15 protein-coding genes and 1 rRNA gene are annotated in these 17,054 nt (G+C 58.7%); 11 read left to right on the forward strand and 5 right to left on the reverse strand.

Features of this window, described 5'->3' with window-relative positions:
- Both rrf and JMV15_RS26450 read left to right on the forward strand, forming a co-directional pair.
- Positions 1 to 110: ribosomal RNA gene (gene rrf, locus JMV15_RS26445) — 5S ribosomal RNA — on the forward strand; the annotation flags it as partial.
- Between the two features lie 334 nt (positions 111 to 444).
- On the forward strand, positions 445 to 1,818 hold the full coding sequence (locus JMV15_RS26450) for an MFS transporter (RefSeq protein ID WP_014719586.1): 1,374 nt from the start codon (positions 445 to 447) through the stop codon (positions 1,816 to 1,818).
- 60 nt (positions 1,819 to 1,878) lie between these two features.
- On the opposite strand, the gene JMV15_RS26455 is transcribed toward JMV15_RS26450, so the two are convergent.
- From JMV15_RS26455 to flgA, 4 genes are all read right to left on the reverse strand, one after another.
- Positions 1,879 to 2,628, reverse strand: coding sequence for a flagellar brake protein (locus JMV15_RS26455; protein WP_014719585.1), 750 nt, complete (start codon positions 2,626 to 2,628; stop codon positions 1,879 to 1,881).
- Between the two features lie 96 nt (positions 2,629 to 2,724).
- On the reverse strand, positions 2,725 to 3,195 hold the full coding sequence (locus JMV15_RS26460; RefSeq protein WP_014719584.1) for a flagella synthesis protein FlgN: 471 nt from the start codon (positions 3,193 to 3,195) through the stop codon (positions 2,725 to 2,727).
- A gap of 48 nt (positions 3,196 to 3,243) precedes the next feature.
- On the reverse strand, positions 3,244 to 3,567 hold the full coding sequence (gene flgM / locus JMV15_RS26465) for a flagellar biosynthesis anti-sigma factor FlgM (RefSeq protein WP_019817214.1): 324 nt from the start codon (positions 3,565 to 3,567) through the stop codon (positions 3,244 to 3,246).
- A 141-nt stretch (positions 3,568 to 3,708) separates the two neighbouring features.
- A complete protein-coding gene (gene flgA / locus JMV15_RS26470; RefSeq protein WP_014719582.1) occupies positions 3,709 to 4,473 on the reverse strand; it encodes a flagellar basal body P-ring formation chaperone FlgA in 765 nt (254 codons plus the stop codon).
- A gap of 74 nt (positions 4,474 to 4,547) precedes the next feature.
- Here flgA and JMV15_RS26475 point away from each other — a divergent pair, with 74 nt between their 5' ends.
- The 7 genes from JMV15_RS26475 (at position 4,548) to JMV15_RS26505 (ending at position 10,873) form a co-directional block, all read left to right on the forward strand.
- Positions 4,548 to 5,480 (forward strand): chemotaxis protein CheV, encoded by a 933-nt coding sequence (locus tag JMV15_RS26475; protein ID WP_003193578.1) that lies wholly within the window; start codon positions 4,548 to 4,550, stop codon positions 5,478 to 5,480.
- Positions 5,481 to 5,522: 42 nt separating this feature from the next.
- Positions 5,523 to 6,350: a protein-glutamate O-methyltransferase CheR gene (gene cheR / locus JMV15_RS26480; protein ID WP_014719581.1), complete on the forward strand. Its 828-nt coding sequence runs from the start codon at positions 5,523 to 5,525 to the stop codon at positions 6,348 to 6,350.
- Between the two features lie 306 nt (positions 6,351 to 6,656).
- On the forward strand, positions 6,657 to 7,064 hold the full coding sequence (flgB, locus tag JMV15_RS26485) for a flagellar basal body rod protein FlgB (protein ID WP_003193573.1): 408 nt from the start codon (positions 6,657 to 6,659) through the stop codon (positions 7,062 to 7,064).
- 3 nt (positions 7,065 to 7,067) lie between these two features.
- Entirely contained in the window at positions 7,068 to 7,511 is a 444-nt protein-coding gene (gene flgC, locus JMV15_RS26490) for a flagellar basal body rod protein FlgC (protein WP_014719580.1), read from the forward strand.
- A gap of 16 nt (positions 7,512 to 7,527) precedes the next feature.
- A complete protein-coding gene (gene flgD, locus JMV15_RS26495) occupies positions 7,528 to 8,253 on the forward strand; it encodes a flagellar hook assembly protein FlgD (protein WP_014719579.1) in 726 nt (241 codons plus the stop codon).
- Between the two features lie 31 nt (positions 8,254 to 8,284).
- Positions 8,285 to 9,595: a flagellar hook protein FlgE gene (gene flgE, locus JMV15_RS26500; protein ID WP_014719578.1), complete on the forward strand. Its 1,311-nt coding sequence runs from the start codon at positions 8,285 to 8,287 to the stop codon at positions 9,593 to 9,595.
- A gap of 180 nt (positions 9,596 to 9,775) precedes the next feature.
- On the forward strand, positions 9,776 to 10,873 hold the full coding sequence (locus JMV15_RS26505) for a hypothetical protein (RefSeq protein WP_172832660.1): 1,098 nt from the start codon (positions 9,776 to 9,778) through the stop codon (positions 10,871 to 10,873).
- Between the two features lie 92 nt (positions 10,874 to 10,965).
- Here the strand turns inward: JMV15_RS26505 and JMV15_RS26510 are convergent, their stop codons facing one another.
- Positions 10,966 to 13,860, reverse strand: coding sequence for a ribonucleoside-diphosphate reductase subunit alpha (locus JMV15_RS26510; RefSeq protein WP_003193565.1), 2,895 nt, complete (start codon positions 13,858 to 13,860; stop codon positions 10,966 to 10,968).
- 860 nt (positions 13,861 to 14,720) lie between these two features.
- On the opposite strand from JMV15_RS26510, the gene JMV15_RS26515 reads away from it, so the two are divergent.
- Together JMV15_RS26515 and JMV15_RS26520 are read left to right on the forward strand one after the other, a co-directional pair.
- Positions 14,721 to 15,446, forward strand: a complete 726-nt coding sequence (locus JMV15_RS26515) for a response regulator (protein WP_014719576.1) — start codon at positions 14,721 to 14,723, stop codon at positions 15,444 to 15,446.
- Entirely contained in the window at positions 15,443 to 17,053 is a 1,611-nt protein-coding gene (locus JMV15_RS26520) for an ATP-binding protein (protein ID WP_020301728.1), read from the forward strand. Before JMV15_RS26515 ends, JMV15_RS26520 begins: the two co-directional genes overlap by 4 nt.
- The last annotated feature ends 1 nt before the right edge of the window (position 17,054 follow it).

Raw genomic sequence — 17,054 nt, forward strand, 5'->3', positions numbered from 1 at the left:
GACCATAGAGCATTGGAACCACCTGATCCCATCCCGAACTCAGCAGTGAAACGATGCATCGCCGATGGTAGTGTGGGGTTTCCCCATGTGAGAGTAGGTCATCGTCAAGATTAAATTCCGAAACCCCAATTGCGAAAGCAGTTGGGGTTTTGTTTTGGGCGCTCGAAAAGAACGCCAACTTCCAAAGCCTGCACAGCGTTCCATTGACGCCTTTTGTACAGATACCCCAATACCAGTCGAACCTTGCGTGTTATCAAGGTTCACAGGTGGTGCGCCGTGTATTTATCTCCACGGTTATGTACCTCACAGACACCCACGTATCGTCTGAGCTGTGAAACAAAATAATCCCCGGAAACAGACCCTACCGTCTGTCCGGACTCAACCGCCCCGGACTATCATGCTGATAGCCCTACCCCTCACCGCAAGGAGCCGCTCGGAACGCCGATGCGCCAGATCTGGAAATCTTTTCGAGCCCTTTATTTCGCCTCTTTGATGATGCTGATCGGCTCCGGCCTGCTTAGTACTTATCTGGCTTTGCGTCTGGCAGCAGACAACGTCGACAGCCTGTGGGTGGGTGCGCTGATGGCTGCCAACTATTTTGGCTTGGTGCTGGGCGGCAAGCTCGGGCACCGCTTGATTGCCCGGGTCGGGCATATTCGTGCCTACGCTACCTGCGCCGGGATCGTCGGCGCAGCAGTGCTGGGTCACGGTTTGATTGATTGGCTGCCAGCCTGGATTGTGCTGCGGATGATCGTGGGCCTGGGGATGATGTGCCAGTACATGGTCATCGAGAGTTGGCTCAATGAGCAGGCAGACGCCAAGCAGCGCGGCGTAGTGTTCAGCGGTTACATGATTGCGTCCTACCTTGGGTTGGTGCTGGGCCAATTGATCCTGGTCATGCACCCCCATCTCGGGCTTGAACTGTTGATGCTCGTAGCGCTGTGCTTTGCGCTGTGCCTGGTCCCTGTGGCGATGACCCGACGCATTCACCCGGCCCCACTGCACCCGGCTCCGATGGAGCCGCGCTTCTTTATCAAGCGCGTGCCGCAATCGCTCAGCACCGTGTTGGGCGCTGGGTTGATCGTCGGTTCGTTCTACGGCTTGGCGCCGCTCTACGCCTCTCAGCAGGGCCTGACGACTGAGCAAGTCGGCTTGTTCATGGGTAGCTGCATTTTTGCTGGATTGGTCGTGCAGTGGCCACTGGGCTGGTTGTCGGACCGCTATGACCGCGCGCTGCTGATTCGCTGCTTTGCCTTGTGCCTGGCGATAACGGCCTTACCGTTGGCCATCATGACGCAGGTACCGCTGGAGGTGTTGTTCGTGGCGGGCTTCTTCTGTTCGCTGGTGCAGTTCTGCCTTTACCCCTTGGCGGTGGCCTTTTCCAACGACCATGTGGAAGGCGATCGCCGGGTGTCACTGACGGCCATGTTGCTCGTTACCTACGGGATCGGCGCCAGCGTGGGGCCGCTGTTGGCCGGTGTGGTGATGAAGCTATTCGGCAGCCAGATGCTCTACGCGTTTTTCAGCCTGTGCGCGCTGATCCTGGTGTGGCGCATTCGACCCAAGGCGGTAACCAACCTGCATCAGGTCGACGACGCACCACTGCATCACGTGGCGATGCCCGACAGCATGTCCAGTTCGCCTTTGGTGGCTGCCCTTGACCCGCGGGTGGATGAGCAGGTGGTGCAGGAGCAGATGCAAGTCACTGTTCCTGACCCAGAGCCCGTCCCTGATACCGAGGAGCCAACGAGCGAAGAACCGCACGAGCCACCAGACCCGGACGAACATCCCCATGACTTAAGCAGGGCGCGCCCCTGAACGAAAAAACGGGCAGATCCCATCAGGATCTGCCCGTTTTTTTATCTCAGCGTCTAACGCTTAAAGATCGTCGTCTTTATCGAAGCGCCGAGCTTCTCGCTGCAATTGGTAGACAAAGCGTTCCACTTGTCGCTGCACCAAACCACTCATGTTGTGAAAGCGCACGCCGGCAAAGGTGGTGTTGATCTTGTCTTCGAAGTGCAGGTAGCGCAGTTCCACGGAGGTGGTCATGCTGCCGAAGGGCAGGGCAGCAATAAAGCGATCATAGACCTGGCCCAACTGCAGACGTTCGGAGATATCGCCTTCAAAGCGCAATTTGCAGCCGGTTGCCGAGATATCCAGCAGCTTACCGCTGATAGGTGCCTTGAGCTTCTCGCCACCCAACTGAATGTCCACCAGCTGCGCAAGCTTGAGTGCGGCGCGGAAGGCATTGCGTCGTTGATGGTAAACCACTTCGCCGGGCAGGCTGCCGCTATAGATGCGGTGGCCGCCTTTTTCGCTGATGGTCAAGGTGCCGTTGCTTTCCCAGGCAACCCGCACGCCCTCATGGAAACCTTCGATACGGAAGGCTTCGCCATTCTCAAGATAGCGTTCACCGTCACGGGGAATCATTTCGTCCAGTACCAGCGTCTTGCTGTCGCGGTCAATGTCCACCAGGTAGCTCTGGAACCGCTGGCTGCGTTCGTGGAAAGTGATGATCAGCGGGTCATGGCTTTCTTGCAGCATCCGCAACGTGCTGGCGATTTCCAGAGGCGTGGTGAGCACCTTGGGTGGCTGCGGTGCATCTTCCGCATTAAGGGCGTTGAACACGGTTCTTCCATCTCCAGGCAAAATACGACTACACGCAAGAACCGGCATTTTGCCAGTATGTAGCGCGCCTTGGATAGGTCGCGCTGTAAACCGGTGTCAGGCTTGGCTGCGGGTGCTTGGCTTGACCAGGCGTGAGGTGGAGCCTTGGGCGTTATACAGGGCCGGAGGCTCTCCGCCGTGCAGTATGCGCAGCTGATTGGCGGTCGTGGCTTGCTGAAGCTGGATCGACTGACCGTTGAGCAGGTTGGCTTCCTGGCACTGTGCGAGCAAATGATTGAGTTCTTTGCTCTGTGCCAGCAGTTGATCGCCGACTGAAGAGTGGCTGGCCAGTTGTGCCAGGCCATCGTGGTCGGCAGGCAGGCCCAGGCTGATCAGAATCTCGCTGCGCTTCTTGCCGTGCTGTTCGAGCAAGACAATCAGCGACTGTTTGCGCGCCAGGATTTCTTCCAGCAAGGGCATGTCCCGGCCGTACAAGGCCAGGGATTCTTCCTTGAGCAGCTCGAGCAATTGTTGCGTCGGCGCCAGATCATCAATGATCAGTTGGAGCAAATGTTCGTCGTGGTGCATGGCTGGCCTTGGGTTTTAAGCGTCCAAAAGCCCTGCGCAGGCCTTTGCCTAGCGCTCGGCTTCGAAGTTGAGCAGCTTGCTGGCTACACGGTTGCTGTCGACTTTATAGCTGCCATCGGCGATAGCCTGTTTCAACTCGGCCACGCGGGCTTTGTTGACGACGGGTTGATCGCGCAGCGAGTCAGTGACCTTTTGCAACTGTTGAGCCTCATTGCTCAGGTGTACCGATTCCCCACTCTGGCTGGCGGCGGCCTGCTCTGCTTTGGCAGGCAAGGGCTGCGGCTTGGCTTCTACGCTGTCCTTGGCACCGCCGGTGCGCGTATTGCCGGGCAAGGCCGGGGTGTTATTCAAACGACTGAAATCAATGACCATGTTGAAAAACCTCTGGGTATTTGGACGCTTGCCATGTTTTCGGCCATACCCGGGCAAACTTTAGGCTCGATTGACAATAAACCTGTTCGGCTCAATATCCAGCACACAGTGTAGGAAAAGCTGGCATTTGATTCCAGTCATCTATAGCGCCACCTCGACTTGGCCTGGCGCCGTGACCCGCGCCTTGATCACGCGATTGGAGTTGAGGTTCTTGACACGGATCTGTTCGCTCATGCCGCCGTTGGACAACGCCTCGCCCGGCATCCTGACGTTCAGGCCGCCACTGCTGGCGGAAATCACCACTTGGTCACCCTTGCGAATCACCTCCGCCTGTTCCAGATGAACCAGTGTGAGGACTTGGTCAGTGACCACGGGGCGGGTGAGTTTTTGCCCGACGGCCTGGTCCAGTGACGTCAGGTAGCCCTGGTTGATCAAGCTGATGTCCCTCTCGCGCAGCGCCACATCGTCGTAGCCGATGATGCCGGTGCGCTTCAATGGCCGCGCCACTACCACTACGTCGCGAAACAGCTTGACCTGCGCCGGCACAAATACCGTCCAGGGCGAGGCGCCCTCACAGCGCACCTTCACGGTCACACGGCCGATAGGCTGGGCGGGGCTTTCCAGGGTGGCTGTCAATTCCTTGTCGCACATTGGCATGCGCAAACGTGGGTCCAACTGGTTGACCTGAATTTCATAACGCCCCGGCGTCTGGGTGGTCGCCAGATAATCTTCTACAGTGAACTCAAGAAAGCCTTGGGTGACGCCGATAAGTAGATCAGGCAGGGTAACGTTGTCGGCGCGGGCCGTGACGCCCAGGCCCGAGACAAGCAGCGCCATCGCGGCGCAGAGCAGTCTGCGGTAGCGTGAGCGGCCAGGGTGTCGGGAAACTGTCGTTTTAATATCCATACTCAGTAAATAGCAAAGCTCGTGCCGTTTAGTGTTGGGTACGCGTCGTACCCCTAGGATTTAGGAGTCTGGGCATGGCAGGTGTAATGGATTCAGTAAACCAGCGCACACAGCTGGTAGGGCAGAATCGCCTGGAGTTGTTGCTTTTCCGCCTGGATGGCAATCAGTTGTATGGCATCAACGTGTTTAAAGTGCGTGAAGTGCTGCAATGTCCCAAGTTGACGATCATGCCCAAGTCCAGTCCGGTGGTGTGTGGCGTGGCCAACATCCGGGGCGCGACCATTCCGATTCTTGACCTGGCCATGGCCACGGGGGCCGCGGGTTTGCAAGACCGCCAGAACCCTTTCGTGATCATCACCGAGTACAACACCAAGACCCAGGGTTTCCTGGTGCGCTCGGTGGAGCGCATCGTCAATATGAACTGGGAAGAGATCCATCCGCCGCCCAAGGGCACGGGGCGCGATCACTACCTGACGGCGGTGACGCGGGTCGATAACCAGTTGGTGGAAATCATCGACGTGGAGAAGATCCTCGCCGAAGTGGCCCCCACCTCGGAAACCATCTCCGTCGGAGTGGTGGATGCCGAAACGGCACACAAGGCGGTTTCGCTGCGCGTGTTGACCGTGGACGACTCTTCGGTGGCGCGCAAGCAGGTCACGCGTTGCCTGCAAACCGTCGGGGTGGAGGTGGTGGCCCTCAATGACGGACGCCAAGCCCTGGATTACCTGCGCAAGCTGGCGGACGAAGGCAAGAAGCCCGAAGAAGAATTCTTGATGATGATCTCTGACATCGAGATGCCGGAAATGGATGGCTATACGCTCACGGCCGAGATACGTAACGATCCACGCATGCAAAAATTGCATATCATCCTGCATACTTCGTTGTCGGGGGTATTCAATCAGGCAATGGTCAAGAAGGTCGGTGCGGATGACTTTCTGGCCAAATTCCGTCCTGATGACCTCGCATCCCGGGTAGTCGACCGGATCAAGGCAGCAGATCACGGCTAGGGGATGTCCCCCGGCGGTCACACGATTTAAGAGGCGGCATCATTGTCTACGGGTAATTTGGATTTCGAACAGTTCCGGGTCTTCCTGGAAAAAGCCTGTGGCATATTGCTCGGTGAAAACAAGCAGTACCTGGTATCCAGCCGTCTCAACAAGCTGATGGAACAGCAGGGCATCAAGTCCCTGGGTGAGTTGGTCCAGCGGATCCAGGGGCAGCCGCGCAGTGGGCTCAAGGAAATGGTGGTCGATGCCATGACCACCAACGAAACCTTATGGTTTCGCGATACCTATCCCTTTGAAGTGCTCAAGAACAAAGTGTTGCCCGAAGCCATCAAGGCCAGCCCGGGCCAGCGCCTGCGTATCTGGTCGGCGGCCTGTTCTTCGGGGCAGGAGCCGTACTCGATCTCGATGTCCATCGATGAGTTCGAGCGGACCAACATGGGCCAGTTGAAAGCCGGTGCGCAAATTGTGGCCACGGACTTGTCCGGCACCATGCTCACCAACTGCAAGACCGGTGAGTACGACAGCCTGGCCCTGGGCCGAGGTTTGTCCCAGGAACGCCTGCAACGCTACTTCGACCCCAAAGGGGCAGGGCGTTGGGCGATCAAGGCGCCGATCAAGAACCGCGTCGAATTTCGCTCTTTCAACCTGCTCGACAGCTACGCCAGCCTGGGCAAGTTCGACATGGTGTTCTGCCGCAACGTGCTGATCTATTTCTCGGCTGAAGTGAAGAAAGACATCCTGTTGCGCATCCACGGCACGCTCAAGCGCGGAGGTTATCTGTTCCTCGGTGCTTCCGAGGCGCTCAATGGGCTGCCGGATCACTTCCAGATGGTGCAATGCAGCCCGGGGATCATCTACCAGGCCAAGTAGCCTGGGGTATGCAATAAAACTGTGGGAGCCGGGCTTGCCCGCGATGGCGTTGTGTCAGTCGATGAATTGGTCGGCCCCGCCATCGCAGGCAAGCCAGCTCCCACATTTTTTTCTCGGCAAGCTGGCGTAAAGCGGCAACTGCCCATTGCCGCTTTAATGGCGCTACGCGGAAATCGCTTGCCGCTTTTCTGGCATAGCCGCCGTCGACTCCCCTCCAAACCCTTGATATAGGGGCTCTCGCAAGATTGGCATGCACCTTGCTATAACCCTGCTAACGAACAGCAGGTCAGCCTAAAGGTTTCCGCCATGAGCATCAGCTTCGATAAAGCGCTCGGTATCCACGAACAAGCCCTGGGCTTCCGCGCCCAGCGTGCCGAAGTCCTGGCCAACAATATTGCCAACGCCGACACCCCGAACTACAAGGCTCGGGACCTGGACTTCTCCGCCGTGCTCGCCGCACAGCAGGACAAGACCAAGAACGGCACCTTCGCCTTGAACATGACCAACAGCCGTCATATCGAAGCGCAAGGCCTGAGCAAGGGTGACGAGTCGCTGCTGTATCGCACGCCGATGCAGCCGTCGATCGACCAGAACACCGTCGACGCCCAGCTGGAGCAATCGAACTACGCCGAAAACTCGGTGAACTTCCAGGCCAGCTTCACCCTGCTCAACAGCAAATTCAAAGGGCTGATGTCAGCCCTGCGTGGAGAGTAAGCCATGTCTCTGTCCAGTGTTTTCAATATTGCCGGCAGTGGCATGAGCGCGCAGACCACGCGTTTGAACACCGTCGCCAGTAACATCGCCAACGCCGAGACTGTCTCGTCGAGCATTGACCAGACGTATCGCGCCCGCCATCCGGTGTTTGCCACCATGTTCCAGGGTGGTCAGGCAAACGGCAGCGATTCGTTGTTCCAGAACCAGGACGCCGCCGGCTCAGGCGTGCAGGTGTTGGGCGTGGTCGAAGACCAGAGCAACCTGGAGGCCCGTTACGAGCCCAACCATCCGGCCGCGAACGAAAAGGGTTACGTCTACTACCCCAACGTCAACGTGGTCGAGGAAATGGCTGACATGATCTCCGCCAGTCGCTCGTTCCAGACCAACGCGGAAATGATGAACACCGCCAAAACCATGATGCAGAAGGTTCTGACCCTGGGTCAGTGATAAGGGGCGCCAAATAATGGCCATCGTTGATACGTCTAACAACACGGCGGTTCAGGACCTTTTCAATTCCAAGGTCAAGACCGCGACGAATAACAGCAGCGTCAGTGACGCTTCCAAGACGGCGACGGGCAACCAGTCGCTGGGCAAGGATGCTTTCCTGCAACTGCTCGTCACTCAACTGAAAAACCAGAACCCGCTGTCGCCTCAGGACAACGGCGCGTTCGTCGCGCAGCTTGCCCAGTTCAGCAGCCTGGAAGGCATCAACACCCTGAATGACTCGGTGAACAACATCTCCAGCAACTTCAGCTCCTCGCAGGCGCTGCAGGCTTCGTCGCTGGTGGGGCGTTCGATCATCATCCAGACCGACAAGGCCATGGTGGATACCAGCAAGAGCATGACCGGTTCGGTGGCAGTGACCTCGGCGGTGGGCAATGTCTCCGTCAAGATCACCGACAAAGACGGCAATGTGGTGCGCACCGTTGACATGGGCGCCCAGAGTGCCGGCACCCAAAGCTTTATCTGGGACGGCAAGAACGACAAGGGCGAGGTCGCCCCAGCTGGCACCTACACCTTCAACGCCACCACCAAGAACGACAAAGGCGACGCAGTGGCCTTGGCCACTTCGCTGCCCGCCACGGTCACCAGTGTGACCCTGAGCAAGACTGGCGGCGAAATGCTGCTCAACCTTGCAGGCGGCATGGGCAGCGTCAAGCTGTCGCAAATTCAGACTATCGGTACATAGAGCCGGCTAAATACGGCAGAAGGAGAGAAACATGTCTTTTAATATCGGCCTTAGCGGCCTCTATGCGGCCAACAAACAACTGGACGTGACCGGCAACAACATCGCCAACGTCGCGACCACTGGCTTCAAGTCATCCCGTGCGGAATTCGCCGATATCTACGCGGCTTCCAAGCTGGGCACCGGCCAGAACAGCATCGGCAACGGTGTGAACCTGGCGGCGGTGTCCCAGCAGTTCACCCAGGGCGATGTCAACGGTAGCGGCGGCATCCTCGACATGGCGATTCAGGGCGGTGGCTTCTTCGTGCAGAAGGGCAGCGACGGTTCGCTGGAGTACACCCGTAGTGGTGCGTTCCGTGCGGACAAGGACGGCTACATCACCAACAACACCGGCACTTCGCGCCTGCAAGGATATGCCGCGGACGATAATGGCAAGATCACCAAGGGCGGCTTGGTCGATCTGCAACTGAACCTGGCGAATCTGCCGCCCAAGGCATCCACCAAGGTCGACTCCACCAGTAACCTGAATTCCTCGGAGCCGGTGATTGACCAGGCGGCCAAGCCGTTTGACCCGACCAAGACCGAGACCTTCACCACCCAATACAGCACCACCTTGTACGACTCTCAGGGGAACGCGCACCCGATGGTGCAGTACCTGGTGAAAACCGACGGCAACAAGTGGAATGCCTATACCCTGATTGACGGTCGCAACCCTGATGGTTCGGCCCCGACTGGCACCCCTTCGACGCCACCCGTGCCGTCGACATTGACCTTCGATGGCGCTGGCAATCTGACTACTGTCGTCACCAATGGTGTGTCCGACAAGACCCTGACCGTTGCCGGGTGGGTTCCAGGCAAGGTGACTGACGGCGTGTGGAAGGCTAACGGTGCGGATGCCAACCCGGGCGGCATCGCCATCAACATGGCCAACATTACCCAGTACAACTCGGCTACCTACCGTAACCCTCCGGTCACCGACGGCTATGCCACCGGCCAGATCACCGGCCTGAAAATCGACGGCAGCGGCGTCCTGTTCGCCACCTTCAGCAACCAGCAGAGCAAGGCCATCGGCCAGATCTCCCTGGCCAGCTTCAACAACGAGCAGGGCCTGCAGCCAGCCGGTGCGACCACCTGGAAAGAGACCTTCGCCTCGGGCCAGCCGGGTTATGACAACCCGCAAGCCGGCACCCTGGGTTCGATCGTGGCCAACTCCCTGGAGAACTCCAACGTTAACCTGACCAACGAACTGGTGGACCTGATCAAGGCCCAGAGCAACTACCAGGCGAACGCCAAGACCATCTCCACCCAAAGCACCATCATGCAGACCATCATTCAGATGACCTGATACCCCTGCTCAAAAAATACCTGCACACAAAAAGGCCCCTCAATCGAGGGGCTTTTTTGTGCGCGCGCGTTGCTAGTTTACTGCCTGTTTCATCTCGCCTTGCTGCTGGAACGCCCAACGCCCCTTGCGCCACGCACGGGACACGGGCGCATGTCGCCCATGGACCATCGGGAGAGTGGCATGGCGATCTACAAGCAGTGGGAAGGGATGCCAGCAGGCAGCCATTGGTTTGTTCTGAATAACTACAGCGCCGGTCTATACAGACGCAAAAGTCAGTCGGATGAACCCGGGGGAGGCAAGTCCTCTGATGCAGAATCAGTGAGGCAACTGCTCAATGAGTTGAGAGATGCCGAGAAAACATCCAAGAGCCAAACCGTCCAGGACCTTCGTGACAAGTTGAACGAGAAGCGCGAAGAACTGGGTGATGAAAAGTTCAAGGAGATCATGCAGGAGTTGATGGAGAAGGCAGACGTCTCCTGGCTGGAGATGCTGCGGCGCCTGATGAAAGAATGGTTTCCGGAAACGGACGATACATCACCCACACCTTCGCCGCCTTCTCCTGGCCCGTCGCCAGGTGGGGGCGGTGGGGGCGGTGGTGGCAGGCCAAGCCCCGGTAATTTTGGGCCCAGCGAGCCCATGAGTAATCTGCCGATTACGGAAGGCTCCAAGCACTTCAACTACAAGCCTGATCAAAGTAACCCAGGAAAAAAACCGGACAACATCTGGAGTGGATTCAGCCAGGGCCCCGATGGCAATTGCGTCACGGTTTCAGCGATAAAGGGCGCAATGATGAAGTTTGGTCAGAAACCCACTGACGTGTTCAAGGAGGTAAAAGAGACGGCAGACGGTTATCACGTGAAGATGCGCGACGGCTTCGAACTTAATCTATCCAAGGATGAGTTAAAGCAGGCGGCCAGGTATGCGCAGTTCAAGGGTGACAATCCGGGCATGCTGACCGATGCCAACTTCATGTTTGCAGCGAGCGCCAAGCGGGCACAGATGGAAGGGAATGGCTTGGACGACAACCCTAGCCAATCAAAAAGAAGCTTCGCCCATGCGATGCAAAGTTTGAATAACGGCGAAATGCCCCGCGAAGCATTGGATCGTCTGGGTTTGAAAGGGCTTTACAGGCAGTCCTCAAGCAGTGAGCTGGCGAGCGGCAAGCTCGGCGTCGTGGCCTACGATCGCCATTCGATGGTGGTCATCGACGGGCGCGTGGAGTTGTGGGGGCGCCGAGGTGGCGCGCCAAAGCAGGGTATTGCGTACGCGTTTCTCTAAGGCAGTCAGCAAAAAGCCCGATAAACCCTATGCAGTCGGGGTCTATCGGGCTTTTTCAATCCAGGGGGACAATATCCCTGGACTGGCTCAGCTTATTGGCAAGCTTCGCAATCCGGCTCGTCAATCGCGCAGGCTTTTGGCACCGGTGCTGGGCCGGCGGGTGCTGCGAGTACCGAGTCATCACCGTGGTTGCCGCTGGACACTGCGTTCAGCTTGCCGGTGTTGATGGTCGACTTCTCGGTGCTGGTCGCAGCCAGGGCACGGAGATAGTAAGTGGTTTTCAGGCCACGGTACCACGCCATGCGGTAGGTCACGTCCAGCTTCTTGCCCGAGGCGCCGGCGATGTACAGGTTCAGGGACTGGGCCTGGTCGATCCACTTCTGACGACGGCTGGCGGCGTCAACGATCCACTTGGTGTCCACTTCGAAAGCGGTCGCGTAGAGCTCTTTGAGTTCTTGCGGGATGCGTTCGATCTGCTGCACGGAACCGTCGTAGTACTTCAGGTCGTTGATCATGACCGAGTCCCACAGGCCACGGGCCTTCAGGTCGCGAACCAGGTACGGGTTGATCACGGTGAATTCGCCCGACAGGTTCGATTTCACATACAGGTTCTGGTAGGTCGGTTCGATCGACTGCGACACGCCAGTGATGTTGGCGATGGTGGCGGTCGGTGCGATGGCCATGATGTTGGAGTTACGAATACCTTTCTGCACACGGGCACGTACCGGCGCCCAGTCCAGGGTTTCGTTCAGGTCAACGTCGATGTACTTCTGGCCACGGGCTTCGATCAGGATCTGTTGCGAATCCAGCGGCAGGATGCCCTTGGACCACAGCGAACCCTGGAACGTCTCGTAGGCGCCACGCTCGTCGGCCAGGTCGCAGGAAGCCTGGATCGCGTAGTAGCTGACCGCTTCCATGGACTTGTCGGCGAATTCGACCGCAGCGTCGGAACCGTAAGGGATGTGCTGCAGGTACAAGGCGTCCTGGAAGCCCATGATGCCCAAGCCAACCGGACGGTGCTTGAAGTTGGAGTTCTGCGCCTGTGGCACCGAGTAGTAGTTGATGTCGATCACGTTATCGAGCATGCGTACGGCGGTGTTGACGGTGCGTGCAAGCTTTACGGTGTCCAGCTTGCCGTTGACGATGTGGTTCGGCAGGTTGATCGAGCCCAGGTTGCAAACGGCGATCTCGTCCTTGTTGGTGTTCAAGGTGATCTCGGTGCACAGGTTCGAGCTGTGCACCACGCCCACGTGCTGCTGCGGGCTGCGCAGGTTGCATGGGTCTTTGAAGGTCAACCATGGGTGGCCGGTTTCGAACAGCATGGACAGCATTTTGCGCCACAGGTCTTTGGCCTGGATGGTCTTGAACAGCTTGACCTTGCCTGGGTACTCGGTGAGGGCTTCGTAGTACTCGTAGCGCTCTTCGAAGGCCTTGCCGGTCAGGTCGTGCAGGTCCGGCACTTCGGATGGCGAGAACAGGGTCCACTTGCCGTCATCGAAGACGCGCTTCATGAACAGGTCAGGGATCCAGTTGGCGGTGTTCATGTCGTGGGTACGACGACGGTCATCACCGGTGTTCTTGCGCAGCTCGATGAACTCTTCAATGTCCATGTGCCAGGTTTCCAGGTAGGCACATACAGCGCCTTTGCGCTTGCCACCCTGGTTCACGGCGACGGCGGTGTCGTTCACCACTTTCAGGAACGGTACGACGCCCTGGGACTTGCCGTTGGTGCCCTTGATGTACGAACCCAGTGCGCGCACCGGTGTCCAGTCGTTGCCCAGGCCGCCGGCGAATTTGGACAACATGGCGTTGTCGTGGATCGCGTGGTAGATGCCCGACAGGTCATCCGGCACGGTGGTCAGGTAGCAGCTCGACAGCTGAGGACGCAGGGTACCGGCGTTGAACAGGGTCGGAGTCGACGACATGTAGTCGAAGGACGACAGCAGGTTGTAGAACTCGATCGCGCGGTCTTCCTTGTTCTTCTCTTCGATCGCCAGGCCCATGGCCACGCGCATGAAGAACACTTGCGGCAGTTCGAAGCGGATGCCGTCCTTGTGGATGAAGTAACGGTCGTACAGGGTTTGCAGGCCCAGGTAGGTGAACTGCTGGTCACGCTCGTGGTTGATTGCCTTGCCGAGTTTTTCCAGGTCGAAGGTGGCCAGTATCGGGTTCAGCAATTCGAATTCGATACCTTTGGCGATATAGGCCGGCAGGGCCTTGGCGTACAGGTCGGCCATCTCGTGGTGAGTGGCGCTGTCGGCGACTTTCAGGAAGCCCAGGCCTTCGGCACGCAGGGTGTCCATCAACAGGCGCGCGGTCACGAACGAGTAGTTCGGCTCGCGTTCAACCAGGGTACGGGCGGTCATCACCAGGGCGGTGTTGACGTCGGTCAGGGCGACGCCGTCGTACAGGTTCTTCAGGGTTTCGCGCTGGATCAGGTCACCGTCGACTTCTTCCAGACCTTCGCAGGCCTCGGTGATGATGGTGTTCAGGCGGCCCAGGTCCAACGGGGCAAAGCTGCCGTCAGCCAGGGTGATGCGGATCGACGGGTGCGCTTGTACGGCGGCTTCTTCGGCCGGGGAACGTACGGCACGTTCCTTGGCGCGCGAATCACGGTAGATCACGTAGTCGCGGGCCACTTTCTGCTCGCCGGCACGCATCAGGGCCAGTTCGACCTGGTCCTGGATTTCTTCGATGTGGATAGTGCCGCCCGATGGCATGCGACGCTTGAAGGTCGCGGTGACCTGTTCGGTCAGACGGGCAACGGTGTCGTGGATGCGCGACGAAGCGGCAGCGGTGCCGCCTTCAACTGCAAGAAACGCTTTGGTGATGGCGACGGTGATTTTGTCATCGGTATAAGGAACGACAGTGCCGTTACGCTTGATCACACGCAGTTGGCCAGGTGCAGTGGCGGACAGATCCAGATTCGAATCAGCGGCCTGCGGCACGGAGCCCTGCGGGTTCTCGCGAGTTGTGTCGGTTTGCATGAGGGGGTGTCTCCACATTCTATATTTATTTGGGCACCATCACGGTGCCCACCGTTCCGTCCTGAAGCACTTACAGCAGGCCTGGGCCTGGCATAACAACTTCGGGACAGGAGGAAGGGAGCTCATCGCGCCGCTTCCATGCCGAAGTCTTTGGTTCGGGGCCGGGGAGCCCTTAGCCGTATTCCTGGTGGGTGACAGTGGCCCCATTCAAGCCCTGCAACACCCGTACCGTTTTCTGCCAATCGGGCTGGAAAACGGTTGCCATCCGCGTGCGCGGTTTGGGCTTTCAAAAAATGCTTTGGTTCAACCAAGCACGAGCAAGAAAGCGCTTGAGTTTCTTGTCTGATCTGTGTTTGGTCTTTTCGCTGAAAACCCTACATGTAGGGTTTTTTTAGCGCCGAGGTACAAGATAATGCGTTTTCGGGGGCTTAGCAACGCACTACCTGTGGATAACGCTGTGGGTAAAATGTGTATGAATCATGGAACACCCGTGTAGGCCGCATTACTACTGGATTACACCGTTTGTCACCGAATATTCCCGGCTAGAAACTGCCGGCGGGAATTTTGAGGGCGCGAACCCTACCACAAAAAATCGCCATGACCGAATGGATTTCGCGGCTTGTGTTCAAGGGCCGTTGCATGGCTACAATCGGCCTTTGTTATGCCTTCAAAACATGACAAACAGGCTATGCCTGCGGAAGATCAATAGGTGGGAGCTGGCTTGCCTGCGATGGCGGTGTATCGGCCACCAACAGGCGCGCTGACCCACCCTCATCGCAGGCAAGCCAGCTCCACACCGACCGTATTTCACATTCGATTGTGTCGGCCAGAAGAACTTCTTATAAAAACGAGGACAATGCATGGAGCAAGAAGCCTGGCAGATACTGATCGTCGAGGACGACGAGCGACTCGCCGAGTTGACCCGTGAGTACCTGGAAAGCAACGGCCTGCGTGTGTCGGTGGAAAGCGATGGTGCCAAGGCCACGGCGCGCATCATCGCCGAACAGCCCGACCTGGTGATCCTCGACCTGATGCTGCCCGGCGAAGACGGCCTGACCATCTGCCGCAAGGTGCGCGAGCGTTATGACGGCGTGATCCTGATGCTCACCGCGCGCACCGACGACATGGACCAGGTGCAGGGCTTGGACATGGGCGCCGATGACTATGTGTGCAAGCCCGTGCGCCCGCGTTTGTTGCTGGCACGTATCCAGGCGCTGCTGCGCCGCAGCGAACCGGTGTTGCCCGTTGCAGTGGAAAACCAGCGCCGCCTCCAGTTTGGTCCGTTGGTGGTGGACAATGCCTTGCGCGAAGCCTGGTTGCATGAGGGCAGCATCGAACTGACCAGCGCTGAATTCGACCTGTTGTGGCTGCTGGTTGCAAACGCCGGACGCATTCTGTCCCGCGAAGAAATCTTCATAGCTCTGCGCGGTATTGGTTATGACGGCCAGGATCGCTCCATTGATGTGCGTATCTCGCGCATTCGGCCAAAGATCGGCGACGATCCGATCCACCCACGCCTGATCAAGACCATTCGCAGCAAAGGCTACCTGTTCGTCCCCGAAGCTGCTGCCGATATGCCGCTGTGAACTCGATCTTCCTGCGCATCTACGGCGGCATGTGCGCGGCGCTGATCCTGGTGGCGTTGCTCGGCGCCCTGGCACTGCACCTGCTTAATGACGTGCGCAGCGGCCAGTACCGTGAGCGCCTGGCCCACGGCACTTTTGCGTTGATGGGCGATAACCTGCAGCCCATGAGCGCCATTGAACGACAGCGCGCCTTGGCGGTGTGGGAGCGTTTGCTCGGTATTCCGCTGGAACTGCGCACGTTCACCGATGCGCAATTGGACCTTGGCCAGCGCAACCGCCTGCAACGCGGCCAGGTCCTGGTGGAACAGACCGGGCCTCATGCGGCGCGGGTGCTGCGGTTGGTCAGCGAGCAAGAGCAATTGGTGCTTACCGGCGAAGTGCAGCAGATCAGCGAGCAATTGGCCCGCGCAACCATTTACCTGCTGGCCGACGAACTGGTGCGCTTCCCGGTGGCCGAACAGCCCCAGCGCCTGGCCGACATCAAGCACGCCAAGGGTTTTGGTTTTGAAATGCACTTGACGGCCCTTGACCAGGCCGACATGGACGAGGACCAGCGTCGTCGCGTGGCGGAGGGCGATACGGTGATGGCGCTGGGCAAGGGCGGCGATTCGATTCGCGTGTTTGCCGGCATGGTCGGCACCCCGTGGGTACTGGAGATCGGCCCGCTGTACCAGATGAACCCATACCCGGCGCAATGGCTGATCCTGATCACCTTGATTGGCCTGACCCTGATCGGCTTGATCGTCTATCTGCTGGTGCGACAACTTGAGCGTCGGCTCAAAGGCCTGGAGGCGGCGGCCACGCGTATCGCCAAGGGCAACCTGGAAGTGCGCGTACCCGCTCGCGGCGCGGACTCGGTCGGGCGCCTGGCGGCAGCCTTCAATGGTATGGCCGAGCACTTGCAGCAATTGCTGGCGATTCAGCGCGAACTGGTGCGCGCGGTCTCCCACGAGCTGCGCACACCCGTCGCGCGCCTGCGTTTTGGCCTGGAGATGATCGGTGACGCCGCCACGCCCGAAGCGCGGCGCAAGTACCTGGAGGGTATGGATGGCGATATCCAGGACCTTGATGGCCTGGTGGATGAGATGCTCACTTATGCCCGCTTGGAACAGGGTGCGCCGGAACTGAATTTCCAGCGCGTGGACCTTGATGCATTGCTCGACCAGGTGATTGGCGAATTATCGCCATTGCGCCCCCAGGTCACCGTCACCCGGGGTATTTGCCTGTCATCGGCGCATTGGGATGACGCCTGGGTCGACGCTGAACCGCGCTACCTGCACCGCGCCCTGCAAAACCTGGTGAGCAATGCCATGCGCCACGCCAAAGGCCAAGTGTTGATCAGTTATCAGGTGGGGCAGGTACGCTGCCGCATCGATGTGGAAGACGACGGCCCCGGCGTGCCGGAAAGCGCCTGGGAGCGGATCTTCACGCCGTTCCTGCGCCTGGATGACAGCCGTACCCGCGCCTCTGGCGGGCATGGCCTGGGTTTGTCGATCGTGCGGCGGATTATCTATTGGCACGGCGGGCGGGCGTTGATCAGCAAGAGCAACAACCTGGGCGGGGCGTGCTTCAGCCTGAGCTGGCCCAGGGATCAGGATAAGCCCTGAC

The sequence above is a fragment of the Pseudomonas paracarnis genome (genome assembly GCF_904063055.1).
In the GTDB taxonomy this organism is placed as follows: domain Bacteria; phylum Pseudomonadota; class Gammaproteobacteria; order Pseudomonadales; family Pseudomonadaceae; genus Aquipseudomonas; species Aquipseudomonas paracarnis.

Coding starts and splice junctions, on each gene's coding strand:
- JMV15_RS26460 (WP_014719584.1), bottom strand. CDS start 3,195: ATGCACCACGACGAACATTTGCTCCAACTGATCATTGATGATCTGGCG.
- flgM (WP_019817214.1), bottom strand. CDS start 3,567: ATGGTCATTGATTTCAGTCGTTTGAATAACACCCCGGCCTTGCCCGGC.
- flgA (WP_014719582.1), bottom strand. CDS start 4,473: ATGGATATTAAAACGACAGTTTCCCGACACCCTGGCCGCTCACGCTAC.
- JMV15_RS26450 (WP_014719586.1), top strand. CDS start 445: ATGCGCCAGATCTGGAAATCTTTTCGAGCCCTTTATTTCGCCTCTTTG.
- flgB (WP_003193573.1), top strand. CDS start 6,657: ATGAGCATCAGCTTCGATAAAGCGCTCGGTATCCACGAACAAGCCCTG.
- flgC (WP_014719580.1), top strand. CDS start 7,068: ATGTCTCTGTCCAGTGTTTTCAATATTGCCGGCAGTGGCATGAGCGCG.
- flgE (WP_014719578.1), top strand. CDS start 8,285: ATGTCTTTTAATATCGGCCTTAGCGGCCTCTATGCGGCCAACAAACAA.
- JMV15_RS26510 (WP_003193565.1), bottom strand. CDS start 13,860: ATGCAAACCGACACAACTCGCGAGAACCCGCAGGGCTCCGTGCCGCAG.
- flgD (WP_014719579.1), top strand. CDS start 7,528: ATGGCCATCGTTGATACGTCTAACAACACGGCGGTTCAGGACCTTTTC.
- JMV15_RS26515 (WP_014719576.1), top strand. CDS start 14,721: ATGGAGCAAGAAGCCTGGCAGATACTGATCGTCGAGGACGACGAGCGA.
- JMV15_RS26475 (WP_003193578.1), top strand. CDS start 4,548: ATGGCAGGTGTAATGGATTCAGTAAACCAGCGCACACAGCTGGTAGGG.
- JMV15_RS26505 (WP_172832660.1), top strand. CDS start 9,776: ATGGCGATCTACAAGCAGTGGGAAGGGATGCCAGCAGGCAGCCATTGG.